This window comes from Janthinobacterium sp. PC23-8 (assembly GCF_002250505.1).
In the GTDB taxonomy this organism is placed as follows: Bacteria; Pseudomonadota; Gammaproteobacteria; order Burkholderiales; family Burkholderiaceae_D; genus Janthinobacterium.
Window position 1 is genome coordinate 1,054,264 of the sequence record NZ_NJGY01000001.1, and the last position, 13,061, is coordinate 1,067,324.

General features: G+C 65.8%; 10 protein-coding genes. 6 read left to right on the plus strand and 4 right to left on the minus strand.

The genetic code is table 11. From position 1 onward, the window contains the following. Positions 1 to 7 precede the first annotated feature (7 nt). Together moaA and glp are read left to right on the plus strand one after the other, a co-directional pair. Positions 8 to 1,129 carry a GTP 3',8-cyclase MoaA gene (gene moaA / locus CD932_RS04595; protein WP_094441599.1) on the plus strand — a complete coding sequence of 374 codons (1,122 nt, stop codon included), beginning with the start codon at positions 8 to 10 and terminating at the stop codon, positions 1,127 to 1,129. A gap of 65 nt (positions 1,130 to 1,194) precedes the next feature. Then, positions 1,195 to 3,036 carry a gephyrin-like molybdotransferase Glp gene (glp, locus tag CD932_RS04600; protein ID WP_094441600.1) on the plus strand — a complete coding sequence of 614 codons (1,842 nt, stop codon included), beginning with the start codon at positions 1,195 to 1,197 and terminating at the stop codon, positions 3,034 to 3,036. Between the two features lie 15 nt (positions 3,037 to 3,051). On the opposite strand, the gene rmuC is transcribed toward glp, so the two are convergent. Next, on the minus strand, positions 3,052 to 4,452 hold the full coding sequence (rmuC, locus tag CD932_RS04605; protein WP_094441601.1) for a DNA recombination protein RmuC: 1,401 nt from the start codon (positions 4,450 to 4,452) through the stop codon (positions 3,052 to 3,054). A 4-nt stretch (positions 4,453 to 4,456) separates the two neighbouring features. Beyond that, on the minus strand, positions 4,457 to 4,861 hold the full coding sequence (locus CD932_RS04610) for a group II truncated hemoglobin (RefSeq protein WP_176460879.1): 405 nt from the start codon (positions 4,859 to 4,861) through the stop codon (positions 4,457 to 4,459). 86 nt (positions 4,862 to 4,947) lie between these two features. Here CD932_RS04610 and CD932_RS04615 point away from each other — a divergent pair, with 86 nt between their 5' ends. After that, positions 4,948 to 6,246 (plus strand): MFS transporter, encoded by a 1,299-nt coding sequence (locus CD932_RS04615; RefSeq protein ID WP_254926455.1) that lies wholly within the window; start codon positions 4,948 to 4,950, stop codon positions 6,244 to 6,246. A 76-nt stretch (positions 6,247 to 6,322) separates the two neighbouring features. After that, positions 6,323 to 6,790 carry a MarR family winged helix-turn-helix transcriptional regulator gene (locus CD932_RS04620; protein WP_094443458.1) on the plus strand — a complete coding sequence of 156 codons (468 nt, stop codon included), beginning with the start codon at positions 6,323 to 6,325 and terminating at the stop codon, positions 6,788 to 6,790. A gap of 11 nt (positions 6,791 to 6,801) precedes the next feature. On the opposite strand, the gene cqsA is transcribed toward CD932_RS04620, so the two are convergent. After that, positions 6,802 to 8,049 (minus strand): alpha-hydroxyketone-type quorum-sensing autoinducer synthase, encoded by a 1,248-nt coding sequence (gene cqsA / locus CD932_RS04625; RefSeq protein WP_094441603.1) that lies wholly within the window; start codon positions 8,047 to 8,049, stop codon positions 6,802 to 6,804. A 151-nt stretch (positions 8,050 to 8,200) separates the two neighbouring features. Here cqsA and CD932_RS04630 point away from each other — a divergent pair, with 151 nt between their 5' ends. Then, positions 8,201 to 9,508: a sensor histidine kinase gene (locus tag CD932_RS04630; RefSeq protein WP_094441604.1), complete on the plus strand. Its 1,308-nt coding sequence runs from the start codon at positions 8,201 to 8,203 to the stop codon at positions 9,506 to 9,508. Then, complete coding sequence (locus CD932_RS04635) at positions 9,505 to 10,512, plus strand: response regulator (RefSeq protein WP_094441605.1); 1,008 nt, start codon at positions 9,505 to 9,507, stop codon at positions 10,510 to 10,512. The genes CD932_RS04630 and CD932_RS04635 overlap by 4 nt, the downstream gene beginning before the upstream one ends. A gap of 17 nt (positions 10,513 to 10,529) precedes the next feature. On the opposite strand, the gene CD932_RS04640 is transcribed toward CD932_RS04635, so the two are convergent. After that, positions 10,530 to 13,061 carry an ABC transporter permease gene (locus CD932_RS04640; protein ID WP_094441606.1) on the minus strand — a complete coding sequence of 844 codons (2,532 nt, stop codon included), beginning with the start codon at positions 13,059 to 13,061 and terminating at the stop codon, positions 10,530 to 10,532.

The following is a 13,061-nucleotide window of genomic DNA, read 5'->3' on the forward strand; positions in this document are numbered from 1 at the left end:
CCCATTCATGCTTGACAAGATTATCTACCTGGCCGAAGCGCGCCATGGCGCGCTGGCCGTACCGCAGCAGCTGGAACAGCCCACCGGCAGCGTGGCCGACCGCCTGGGCCGGCCCCTGCACGACCTGCGCATTTCGATCACCGACCGCTGCAATTTCCGTTGCGTGTATTGCATGCCGAAAGACGTGTTCGACAAGAACCATGTCTATCTGCCGCACACGGCCTTGTTGTCGTTCGAGGAAATCACGCGCATCGCGCGCCTGTTCGTGGCGCACGGCGTGGAGAAAATCCGCCTCACCGGCGGCGAGCCGCTGCTGCGCAAGAACATCGAACGCCTGGTCGCCATGCTGGCCGCACTGCGCACGCCGTCGGGCCAGCCGCTGGACCTGACCCTCACCACCAACGGTTCATTGCTGGCCAAAAAGGCGCAATCGCTGAAAGATGCAGGCCTGAACCGCGTCACCGTCTCGCTCGATTCGCTCGACGACGCCACCTTCAAGCGCATGAACGATGTCGACTTTGCCGTCGCCGACGTGCTGCATGGCGTCGATGTGGCGCATCAGATGGGCCTGGGACCGATCAAGATCAATATGGTAGTCAAGGCCGGCATGAACGACCAGGAAATTGTGCCGATGGCGCGCCACTTCAAGCACACGCCGTATATCTTGCGCTTTATCGAATACATGGACGTCGGCGCCTCGAACGGCTGGGATCTGAAAGAGGTGATTCCCTCGGCGGAGGTGGCGCGCCGCATCGGCGAACAGATGCCCCTGGCGCCGGTCGATCCGAACTATACCGGCGAGACCGCCTCGCGCTGGCGCTACCTCGACGGCGGCGGCGAGATCGGTCTCATTTCCAGCGTCACGCAGGCGTTCTGCGCGGATTGCAGCCGCGCCCGCCTGTCGACCGAAGGCAAGCTCTACACTTGCCTGTTTGCCAGCGGCGGCCACGACTTGCGCGCCCTGCTGCGCGACGGCCGCAGCGACGCCGAAATTTCCAGCGCCGTGGCGCAGTTATGGCGCGGACGCGGCGACCGTTACTCGGCACTGCGCACCAGCCAGACCAATCTGGCGGGCCAGGCACTTGAGCCAGGCAAAAAGAAAGTGGAAATGTCGTATATCGGCGGCTGATTTGCGCCCGCCGGCCATCGCCGCTGCTACCATGGCGTCTGCAATCACCACCACCAGGCATCCGCATGATAGCCAAACACGATATTACCGGCCTGATACTGGCCGGCGGCCTGGGCACGCGCATGGGCCAGCAGGACAAGGGCATGCTGGCGCTGCACGGCCAGCCGCTGGCGCTGCACGTGCTGCAGCGCCTGGCGCCGCAGGTCGGCGCGCTGGCCTTCAATGTCAACGAGCACCATGAACACTACACCGGCTTCGGTTTGCCCATCTGGCCCGATGACCTCAGCAATCATTGCGGCCCGCTGGCCGGCTTGCAAAGCGGCTTGCGCCGCGCCAGCACGCCGTATCTGTTGACGGCGCCGTGCGACTCGCCACTGTTGCCGCCGGACCTGGCCAGCCGCCTGGCGGCCGGCCTGCTGGCGCACGAGGCCGACCTGGCGATTGCCGTCACCGAGGAAGCCGATACCGATGGCGGCGCGCCCCGGCGCCGGCGCCATCCCGTGTTTTGCCTGGTTAAAACTTCCGCCCTGCCCCGGCTCGATGCCTGTCTGGCCAGCGGCGAGCGCCGCGTCGGCGCCTGGCATGGCGACCTGAAACTGGCCGAAGTGCTGTTCGAGGATGGCACGGCGTTTCGCAATATCAATACCCCCGAGGAACTGGCCCAACTGAACGCCGACGCCATGCCGGTGGACATGGCGCAAGCGCTGCTGGCCGCCAGCGTCACGCCGGTGACCGAAGTGGAAAGCCTGCCGCTGGCGCGGGCGCTGGGGCGCATTCTGGCGTGTGATATCGTCTCGCCGATCAGCGTGCCCGCGCATGACAATTCGGCCATGGACGGCTACGCCCTGCATGGCGCCGACCTGGCCGGCGACGTCCCGCTGACCCTGGCGGTGGCCGACACCATCCTGGCCGGGCGACCGGGCACGGTGGCCATCGCGGCCGGGCAATGCGCGCGCATCATGACGGGCGCCGTGATGCCGGCCGGCTGCGACAGCGTGCTGCCGCAGGAGCTGGTGCTCACGGCAAGCGAGCAAACCATTACCCTCAATCCCGATGCGATACGGCCCGGCGACAACCGCCGCTTCAAGGGTGAAGACCTGATGCAGGGCCAGCCGGCGCTGCTGCAAGGCAAGCGCCTCGGTCCGGCGGAACTGGGTTTGCTCGCCTCGCTGGGCATTGCCGAAGTGGCGGTGCGGCGCCGGCTGCGGGTGGCGTTCTTTTCCACCGGCGACGAATTGCGCCAGCCTGGCGAGCCGCTGGCCGCCGGCAGCATCTATGACAGCAACCGCTACACCCTGCTGGGCATGCTGGAGCGTCTGGGCTGCGAACCGCTCGACCTGGGCAGCGTGCGGGACCAGCCCGCAGCGCTGGAAGCGGCCTTGCGCGGCGCCTGCGCCAAAGCCGACGTCATCATCACCTCGGGCGGGGTGTCGAGCGGCGCGGCCGACCATACGCGCGAGATCCTGGCGCGGCTGGGCAAGGTAGCCTTCTGGCAAATCAACATGCGACCGGGCCGTCCCATGGCCTTCGGCACCATCCACGCCGACGGCCACTCGGCCCTGCTGCTGGGGCTGCCCGGCAATCCGGTGGCGGTGATGGCGACGTTCTATTTCCTGGCGCGCCCGACCCTGCTGCGCATGATGGGCGCCAACGCGCAAGACTTGCCCTTGCTCAGCGTGCCGGCGCAGGCGGCGATCCGCAAGAAACGCGGCCGCACCGAATACCAGCGCGGCATCGTCGAGCGCGACACAAACGGCCGCCAGCAGGTGCGCGTGACGGGCGCGCAAGGCTCGGGCATCCTCAGTTCGATGAGCCAGGCCAACTGCATGATCGTGTTGCATGCGCACCAAGGTCATGTGGCGGCCGGCGAACTGGTCGATATCGTGCTGTTCCACGGCCTGGTCTGAAAGCCGGGGCGGCGATTACTTCCCGGCAGGTTCTTCGCCAGCTTCGCCCAGCAGCAGCGCTGCCGTCTCGCCCGGCAAGGCCTCCACCGACTTGAGCTTGCGCGCCATTTGCCGGCTGCGCACTTCGGCGCTTTCGATATTCCTGGCCGCCTTTTCCAGGGTCAAACGGGTTTGCGACAGCACCTCGCCGAACTTGCCGAACTCGGTCTTCACGGCGCCCAGCACCTGCCACACTTCCGATGAACGCTTTTCCAGCGCCAGCGTCCGGAAGCCCATCTGCAGGCTGTTGAGCAAGGCGGACAGGGTTGACGGGCCGGCGATGCTGACCCGGTGCACGCGCTGCAGGTCGTCGGCCAGGCCCGGCCGGCGCATTACTTCCGCGTACAGGCCTTCGGTGGGCAGGAACAGGATCGCGAAGTCGGTGGTGTTGGGCGGTAACAGGTATTTGTCGGCGATGGTTTTCGCTTCGCCGCGCACGGCGCGCTCCAGTTCGCGCCCCGCTTGCAGCACGCCTTCCGCATCGGCCCGTTCGGCCGCATCGACCAGCCGTTCGTATTGCTCCTTGGGAAACTTCGCATCGATCGGCATCCACACGGGCGGCCCGCCATCGACCAGCCCCGGCAGTTTTAACGCAAACTCGACCCTGGCGCCGCTGCCGGGCACGGTTTCCACGTTTTTCGCGTACTGGTCGACGGTGAGCACCTGCTCCAGCAGCATCTCCAGCTGCACCTCGCCCCAGGTACCGCGCGTCTTGACATTGGTCAGTACCCGCTTCAGGTCGCCGACGCCGAGCGCCAGCTGCTGCATTTCGCCGAGGCCCTGGTGGACTTTTTCCAGTCGCTCCGACACTTGCCGGAACGAGGCCGTGAGGCGCGTTTCCAGGGTGGCGTGCAGCTTTTCATCGACCGTCTTGCGCATCTCTTCCAGGCGCGCCCCATTATCCATCTGCAAGTCGCGGATCTTGCTCTCCAGGGTGGCGCGCACTTCCAGCATGCGCTGCGCATTCGACTCGGTCAGCTGGGACAGGGTCTGGTTGGTGCTGTCGGCAAAGCGCGCCAGGCTTTGCGCCTGTTCTTCGCGCCCGACCTTGCCCTGCGCCTGGATCTGCGTGCGCAGGCTGTCGAGCTGCTGCAAGGTGGCGGCCTGGAACTGCGCCAGGCCGGCGGCCAGGTCCTGCCGCGTGGCCTGCGCCGACGCCTGCAATTGCAGCCGCACTTCGCGCTCGACCCGGTCGATGCGTTCCAGGCTTTGCGCCTGATGCTGCTGCACCAGCGCCAGGGTGGTGGCGCCGTCGCCAGCGGCGGCAGCAAAGGCGCGGGGCCGCAGCAGCAGCAGCAGCAGCAGCAGCAGCGCAATCAGCAAGACGACGACGGCGGCGACGGCACCGAGCAGTCCATAGAATTGGAGCGAAGTCATGGCGTCAGTCGGGTTTGTTGCGCATCCAGTCGGCGGTCTGATAGAACGACTCCATCAGGCGCACGCGCAAGGCCTCCTCGATGCAGGTGTCTTCCATGGCCCAGGCCATGGCGCGCAGCCACTGGTCGCGCTCGCTGGTACCGATGGCATACGGCAGGTGGCGCGCGCGCAGGCGCGGGTGGCCGAATCGTTCAATATACAAGTCCGGCCCGCCCATCCATCCCGTCAGGAAGAAATACAGCTTGTCGCGCGAGCCTTCGGTCGAGGCCGGATGCATGCTGCGGATGCCGGAAAATTCCGGTTCCAGTTCCATCAGGTCATAAAAGCGGTCGACCATCTGGCGCAGCACGGCGGCGCCGCCGATGGTCTCGTACAGGGTGGGGGCGGTGGTATCGGTCATGGCCGTCATGATAGCGCAAGTGGCCGCCCTCGTCCCCGATGCAATGCCACAATAAACAGCAATATACTTGACTACTCAAGCTTTAATCAACTACCATGCAATTTTTAACCACAGCCGAGCTCAATATGACTACCGCCGCCACCGCCCACTTAATGCGCAACACCAATTTCCGCTGGCTACTGGGCGGCGGTCTGATCTCCATGCTGGGCGACCAATTCAGCCTGCTGGCCCTGCCCTGGCTGGTGCTGAGCCTGACTGGCGACAGTCTCAGCCTGGGCTTCGCGGTGGCCCTGATGGGCGCACCGCGCGCCTTGCTCATCTTGCTGGGCGGCACGGTCGCCGACCGCTACTCGGCGCGGACAGTGATCATGACGAGCAAATTGCTCAATGCCGCCATCCTGTTGCTGCTGGCCGCCTTGCTGATGCTGGGCCACGCCAGCGTGGCGCTGGCGTATGGCGCCGCGCTGGCGCTGGGCATCGCTGCGGCTATCGCCATTCCCGCCGGCACGGCAATCTTGCCGCAGGCGCTGCCGGCGCCAGCGCTGCAGACGGCCAACAGCATGCTGATGGGCGCGCGCCAGCTGGCGCTGCTTGCAGGCCCCCTGCTGGCGGCGCTGCTCTTCCAGGCTCCCCATGGCGCGCGGCAAACCGGCATGGCGGCGCTGGCCGCAGCCTTTGCCATCGATGCGCTGACGTTTCTGCTGTCGGCCTGGACCTTGCAAAAAGTCAGCCTGCGGCCACTGCCAGCCGCCGCCACGGTGCAGGGCCTGTGGCGCGACATGGCAGAGGGCCTGGCCATGGTGTGGCGCGACCGGGCCTTGCGCAGTTGCTATCTTTACTGGGCGGTGGCGGCGTTCTTTGTCATCGGGCCGCTGCAAGTGGCGCTGCCCGTGCTGGCCAGCGAACGCCTGCAAGGCGCGTCCGCGCTGGGCCTGCTGCTGGGCGCGCATGGCGCCGGCACCCTGGCGGGCATGCTGGCCTCCGGCCTGGGCGGCGCCTGGCTGCGGCGCCGCTTCGGCGCCACCCTCTTGAGCATCGACGCCGTCGTCAGCGTACTGCTGATGGCGCTGGGGCAGATCGGCAGCAGCTGGCAGGGCGTGGTCTTGCTGGCACTGACAGGCATGCTGTCCGGCTATCTGCAAGTGGCCATCTTTACCTGGATACAACGGCGCGTGGCGCCAGCCATGCTGGGCCGGGCAATGGCCTTGTTCATGAGTATTTTTCTGGGACTCGCGCCCCTGTCGGCGGCGGCCACCGGTGCGCTGCTGCGCCATCTCGGCGTGGGCGAGCTGTTCTGCGCCGGTGGCGCCATGCTGCTGGCCGCCGCCGTCGCCGCCGCCCTGTGGACCAACATTCCACGCATCGCGGCAAGCGGCCATGTGATGGAGCCTTGAGGCCAGCGCACGCTGATGCGCGGTCATGCCTTATACTTGCGCGCTCAAGCATTTCGCTGCGCATGAAAAGGATGGCATGACCGATCACACTCCAGCATTGCCCGATGGCGCCAGCGCGCTCGATTTTTGCCTGCGCCTGGCACGCGCCCAGGCGGTGCTGGTACGCCGCTTCGACAGCATGCTCGGCAATCTGCATGGCCTGAGCTTTGGCGACTACCAACTGCTGTTCCACTTGCAGCGCGCCCCGGGCGGGCGGCTGCGCCGCATCGACCTGGCCGAGCGCCTGGCGCTGACAGCGTCCGGCATCACGCGCTCGCTGATACCGCTGGAAAAGATAGGCCTGGTGGCGCGCCAGGCTGACGCACGCGATGCCCGCGTCGGCTATGCCGTCATCACGGCGGCGGGTCAATCCCTGCTGAGCGATGCCGATGCGACGGCGCAGGCGCTGGGCCAGGAGTTGCTGGGCAGCGCCAGCGCGCAACAGCTGGCCCCCTTGTCCATGCTGCTGGGCGCCATCGCCGGCAAGCTGCCTGCCAGCGGCTGACACGCCGCGCTTCACACCAGCGCCAGCTTGCGCAGGCGGCGCGTCGACGACCATTGTTCCAGCGCCACCTCGCCGCGTATCGCCGCGCAGCCGGCCAGTATGCGCTCGATGGCGGCGTCGTCGAGGCCGGCGTTCAGGGTCAGGCGCACCAGCGCGCGGTTTTTTGCCGTGGCCGGCGCACAAAACATGGCGCCATAGATACCGTGCCGTTCCAGCGCCTGGCGTAGCGCCAGGGTGGCCGGTTCGCCGCCCGCTTCGAGCGCGATGATCTGCTCGGTGCCGTCGCTGACGTTGTAGCCCAGTTCGCTCAAACCCTCGCGCAAACGGCGCGTATGGCGGCGCAAGGTGGCGCGCCGCGCATCGGCCCGCTTGATGAAGTCGAGCGCCGCTTCGAACCACGCCAGTTCATGGGCCAGCAGACAGGAACTGAAGATGGCCGGTCGCGATTCGGACAGGAAATAGCCCTTGAACCGGCTGGAACAACTGATGAAGCCGGCCCGTCCGGCAAAGGCCTTGGCCAGGGAAGCAGTGCGAAAATGCACGCGGTGCTCGAGGCCCCACTCGACCACCAGCCCGGCGCCACCCGGGCCATGCGTGCCCAGCGAATGCGACTCGTCGACCACCACCACGCAATCGTGCGCCTCGGCGATATCGAGCAATTCCAGCAGCGGCGCCAGGCTGCCATTGGTGCTGTACAGGGCGTCAACGACGATCACGCCACGGCCGTGCTTGAGCACCTGACGCTGCAAATGACTCATGTCGTTATGCAGAAAGGCCACCGCCTGCGCCTGCGCCGACAGCACCCCCTCCCATAGCGACGCATGGGCCTGCATGTCGAGATAGACGGGTATGCCGGGACCGGCGACGCATTGCAGCAGGCCCACATTGGCGGCCATGCCGGACTGCGCCAGGATGCCGTCTTCGGCGCCCATGAAATGGGCCAGCCGGCTTTCCAGCCGGTGCTGGGCGCTGCCTTCCTGCAAGTAGACGGCCGACATCAGCAACTCGCCCGCGCTCGCTTGCAGGCTGGCGATCTGCGCCCCCACCAGCGCGGGCTCGGCAGCGATATCGAGGTAATCATTGCCTGCCAAAAAGATTGCGTGCGCCGGTGTCGGCTGCCATGCATGCGGATGCTGGCCGCCCAGCAGTTTTTCGATGCGCGTGACGTGATGCGCATCCATGCGTTGCGTGATGTAGTCAGGCAAGCAGTGTTCGGCGCGTGGGGAGATCGGGACGTGGATGTGGGACGCGATGCTCATGGGTTTTCTCCTTGGGAATGTTTGTTGCAAATTAAAACATTGACCGGATAGCAAACCGAACCATTGACGTATATCAACCTCGCACCAGATTGGCCTCAAACAAAGCGAAATTACGCGATCATGAGGTCTTAATGAGAGGCAAGGTGTGTGCATGGAGCAGCAATGGCAAGCAAGTGGGGCACATTGGCGGCGGCGTCTGCGCCACTCGCTGCTGCAGGAGCGCGCATCGCCGCAAAACCTCGCTGCCAGGGTCGCCCTGCTGGCGGCGGTCGGCACGGTGACCTTGCCGCTGTACTACCTGCTGTGGCAGTTCTTTTTCCCGCAGGCATATGAAAACCTCAGCTTGCGCCTGACCGGCGTGCTCATCTGTGTGGTGGGCCTGTTTGCACGCCGCCTGCCACCGCGCTGGCTGTCGCTGTATCTGCTCGTCGCGCTCAGCTACGTGCTGCCTTTCTTCTTTACCTTCATGTTCGTGATGAACCACGCCTCGCCGATCTGGAGCGAGTCATTGCTGATCGGCCTGGTGGTGCTGTTTCATTTTGAAACGGGCCTGGCCTGCCGCGCCTACCTGACGGGCACCATCGCCGCCTGCCTGGCCGTGATACTGGAAGGCGAAGGCGCTTTCCTGCTGCGCAGTGAAATGCTGCAGCAGCTGCCCGTGCACTGGTTTACCATCGCCGCGCTATCGGTGGTCAAGGTCGGGCGCAAGGTGCTGGAACAGGAAAAACTGGCGGGCATGGCGGCCGGCCTCGGTTCGGTGGCGCATGAATTGCGCACACCGCTGACCAGCGTGGAGGCGAATGTGCGAGGCCTGCGCCGGCTGATGGCGAAGGCCGAATGCAGCAACGCGGCACAGGCGCAGCCGGTACAGGAAGCGCTGTCGCGCATCGTGTTCGAGGTGCGCCACATGCACCATATGATCGACCTGTTCCTGCTCAGCGCCAGCGCCGTCAACCGCAAGCTCGCGCCGAACCAGGCCCTGTCGATGCTGGAAATGGTCAATGCCGTGCTCAAGCGCTACCCCTTTGCCAGCAACGCCCAACGCGACAGCGTCACAGTCGACCTGCGCAGCGACTTCCAGTTTGCCGGCCAGGACGAACTATGCGTGGTGATCCTGCTCAACCTGCTGCGCAACGCGCTCAAGGCGGTACAGCGCGCCGGCAAGGGCCGGGTGCGCATCATCATCGACGGCGCGCGCCCCATGCCGCGCTTGCTCGTCATCGACACCGGCTGCGGCATCGCGCCCGACCGCCTGCCACGCATCTTCGAGCGCTTCTATTCCTATCCGGTACACAACGGCAGCGGCATCGGCCTGGCGCTGTGCCGGCAAATCATCGATGCCTGGCAGGCGCGCATCCGCTGCGTGTCGCGCGAACACGCCTACGCCATCTTTATCCTGGAGTTCCCCTGCCGCTACCGATCCGCTTCCAATAGTCTTCCCTTGCAAGGTGATGCATGATGCTTCCCGTCCATTTCCATCCGACCCTGACCGTCCTGATCGACGACAGCGATTCCTTCCTGAAAAGCCTGGCCTTCCAGCTTGACCCGGCGCTGGCGCGCAAGACCTTCCACGACACCAGCGCGGCCTTGCACTGGCTGCGCCACAGCACGCAGCGCGGCGAAACGCCGCTGCACGTCAACTTCGACACGCAAAACCTGCCGCCCGACCAGTGCAATGTGGCGCTCGACATCGAGCGCATCTGGCGCATCAGCGCCCAGGCCGGGCGCTTTGCCACGCCGTCGGTGCTGGTGGTCGATTATTCGATGCCGCAGATGAATGGCCTGGAGTTTTGCCAGGCCGTGCGCGACCTGCCGTGCAAGAAGATTTTATTTACCGGCGCGGCCGATGAAAAAGTGGCGGTGACCGCCTTCAACCGGGGCCTGATCGATCGCTATATCAAGAAGAGCGACGACAATGCGCTCGATATCCTCGAACACGAGATCGTCAGCCTGCAAAGGGAATTTTTCCTGCAGCAGTCCGAGACGGTGCGCGACTTGCTGTTGCTGCACAACTACCAGTTCCTGCAGGACGAGGCAATGACGGCGGTGGTGTTCGAGCTGTGCCGTCGCCATGGCTTTGTCGAACACTATATTTTCCCCAACCCGGGCGGCATCCTGTTTTTTACGCGCGACGGCCAGGCCCGGCTGATGGTGATCGAAACGGAACGCAGCCTGCATACGCAATACGAGATGGCGCGCGACAGCGACGCGCCCGACTCCCTGCTGCTGGCGCTGCTGGAAAAGCGCGTGATTCCGTATTTTTCCGACGCCGACGGCGACGGCATGTATTGCGCCTCTATCGGCGAGAACTGGTTCCGCTACTGCGCCGCGCCGACCATCTGCCAGGGCCAGGAGCCCTATTACTGGGCCCTGTTCGACGTGCCGGCGCACCAGCTGGGCCAGCCGGTGCGGTCGTACGCGCAATTCCTGCGGGAACAGGCCAGGGAAAGCCAGGCCGCCTGACGCCATTCAACCGTCATTCAGCTTTCGCGCAGGGTCTGCAGCGGCGGATGTTTCAGCACGCCGCGCAGGCCCAGCCAGCCGCCGGCGATCGCGCACAGGGCGCCGGCCAGCAGGCCGAAGACCCACACGCCAGGCGCAAAACTCCAGGCAAACTTGAACTGGTACGTCGCCAGCGCCCAGCCCATGGCCGCCGCACCGGACGCGGCCAGCAGGCCGGCCAGCGCCCCCACCAGCGAGAACTCGATCAGCTGGGCCTGCGCCAGCTGGCGCCGGGTGGCGCCCAGCGCGCGCAGCAGGCCCGCTTCGCGGGTACGCTCGTCTTGCGAGCCCATCAGCGCGGCATACAGCACCAGCAGGCCCGAGGCCAGCGTAAAGGCAAACAGGAATTCGACCGCCGTCACCACCTGCTCCAGCACGGCCTGGATCTGTTTCAAAATCCCGCCCACATCGACCACCGTCAGATTCGGATAGGCACGCGTCAACGCATTGCCCAGGTCGCCGTGCGCGGCCGGCAAATGAAACGCCGTGATCCAGGTTTGCGGCGTATCCATCATCGCTTGCGGGTTGATAATGACAAAGAAATTGACGCGCATCGAGCCCCATTCGAGCTTGCGCAAGCTGGTGATGCGCGCCTCGACGCTCTGGCCGGCGATATCGAAACGCATGCTGTCGCCCAGCTTCAGGTTCAGCGTTCTGGCGATGCCCTCTTCCACCGACGCTTCGGCCGGCGCGCCCGGCTTGCCGCTGAACCAGCGGCCCGCCACCAGCTTGTTTTGCTCCTGCATCTGCGCCATGGTCGACAGATTGAATTCGCGGTCGGCCAGGCGCTTGGCGCGGTCGTCCTCGTAAGTGTCGTCAGTAATCGCCTTGCCGTTCACGGCCACCAGGCGCCCGCGTATCATCGGATAGAGCGGCGCATTGACCACGCCGGCCTGCGCCAGGCGCGCGGCGATCGACTCTTTTTGTTCCGGCAAGATATTGATGATAAAGCGGTTCGGCGCGTCCGCCGGCGTGGCGTCGCGCCAGGCCGTCATCAGGTCGCCACGCACCACCGTCAGCAGCAGCAGGGCCATCAGGCCCAGCGCCAGCGACACCACCTGGATCACGGTGGCGCCCGGGCGGCGCTGCAAGGACGTCACGGCAAAGCGCCAGCTCTGATGGTTGACCAGGCCGCGCAGGCGTTTCAGGGACTTGAGGCCAAGCCAGCCCGCCAGGCCAAACAGCGCAAAGCCGCCCAGGAAACCGGCCGCCGTCAGCAGCGCCAGTTTCACGTCGCCCGCCTGCCACAGCAGCAGCACGACAAAGGCGCCGATGCCCAGGCCGTAAGTGGCCAGCGCCAGCGCCTGCGGCGGCGCCTGTTCGCGGCGGATCACGCGGTTGTGCGGCACGTTACGCAGCTGCAGAATCGGCGGCAAGGCAAAGCCCAGCAGCAGCAGGATGCCGGTGGCCACGCCTTGCAGCGCCGGCAGCATCGATACGGGCGGCAAATCGCCTTGCACCAGCTTGCCCAGCAATTCGAGCAGCACCAGGTGGCCGGCGTAACCCACGGCCACGCCGATCACGCTGCCGACCAGTCCGACGATCAGAAATTCGATTACATACATGGCCGTGACCTGGTTTTGCGTCAGGCCCAGGCAGCGCAGCATGGCGCAGGCGTCGAGGTGGCGCAGCATGAAGCGGCGCGCCGCCATCGCCACGGCGACCGCCGCCAGCATCGCCGACAGCAGGCCCACCAGGGACAGGAAACGGTCGGCGCGGTCCAGCGTCGATTGCATCTGCGGATTGCCCGACTCGATCGATTCGACGCGCACGCCCTTGATCGACTGTTCGCTGATCTGCTTTTCCACCCAGGCCTGGTAACTGGCGATCTCCCTGGCCTGGCTGGCCGGCGCCGACAGCAGCAGGCGGTACGACACGCGCGAGCCGTCCTGCACCAGCGCGGTAGCCGCCAGGTCGCCCAGCGGCAGCATCACGCGCGGCGCAAAGTTCAAAAACGAGGCGCCGCGGTCAGGCTCGCTGGCGATCAGCTGGGTGACGGTAAAGCGCTTGTCGCCCAGTTTTAATGTGTCGCCGAGCCTGGCGTTCAGGGCAGACAGCATCGCCGCATCGACCCACAGGGTGCCCGGCGCCGGTACCTGATCGGTCGGCTTGCCGACGGCATCGAGCGCTTCGCTGGAGGAGGTGGTGATTTTCAGCTTGCCGCGCTGCGGGTAGCCTGGCGAGACGGCCTTGATGGAGGCCAGTTGCGACAGCGATTGCTCGCCCTCGCCGGCCTGCGCCATGCTGGGAAACGTCACCGTGTCGGCCAGCAGGAAGCCACGCCGTTGCGCTTCAAGCCGCCAGGCGGCGCTGACCGGCTGGTCGGCGCTGATGACGAGGTCGGCGCCGAGTAACTGGTGCGCGTCGCGGTTCAGGCCTGAGCGCAGGCGGTCGACAAAAAAGCCCACCGCCGACAGCGCGGCGACGGCGACGATCAGGGCGATCAGCAGGAAACGCAATTGCCCGGCGCGCCAGTCGCGCCCGGTCATGTTGAGGGATAGGCGGAGCAT

Excerpts from the sequence above, each read along its gene's own strand:
- glp (WP_094441600.1), top strand. The coding sequence starts at position 1,195 with ATGATAGCCAAACACGATATTACCGGCCTGATACTGGCCGGCGGCCTG.
- moaA (WP_094441599.1), top strand. The coding sequence starts at position 8 with ATGCTTGACAAGATTATCTACCTGGCCGAAGCGCGCCATGGCGCGCTG.
- CD932_RS04610 (WP_176460879.1), bottom strand. The coding sequence starts at position 4,861 with ATGACGGCCATGACCGATACCACCGCCCCCACCCTGTACGAGACCATC.
- CD932_RS04630 (WP_094441604.1), top strand. The coding sequence starts at position 8,201 with ATGGAGCAGCAATGGCAAGCAAGTGGGGCACATTGGCGGCGGCGTCTG.
- CD932_RS04615 (WP_254926455.1), top strand. The coding sequence starts at position 4,948 with ATGCAATTTTTAACCACAGCCGAGCTCAATATGACTACCGCCGCCACC.
- cqsA (WP_094441603.1), bottom strand. The coding sequence starts at position 8,049 with ATGAGCATCGCGTCCCACATCCACGTCCCGATCTCCCCACGCGCCGAA.
- CD932_RS04620 (WP_094443458.1), top strand. The coding sequence starts at position 6,323 with ATGACCGATCACACTCCAGCATTGCCCGATGGCGCCAGCGCGCTCGAT.
- CD932_RS04635 (WP_094441605.1), top strand. The coding sequence starts at position 9,505 with ATGATGCTTCCCGTCCATTTCCATCCGACCCTGACCGTCCTGATCGAC.
- rmuC (WP_094441601.1), bottom strand. The coding sequence starts at position 4,452 with ATGACTTCGCTCCAATTCTATGGACTGCTCGGTGCCGTCGCCGCCGTC.
- CD932_RS04640 (WP_094441606.1), bottom strand. The coding sequence starts at position 13,061 with ATGCTCCGCCTATCCCTCAACATGACCGGGCGCGACTGGCGCGCCGGG.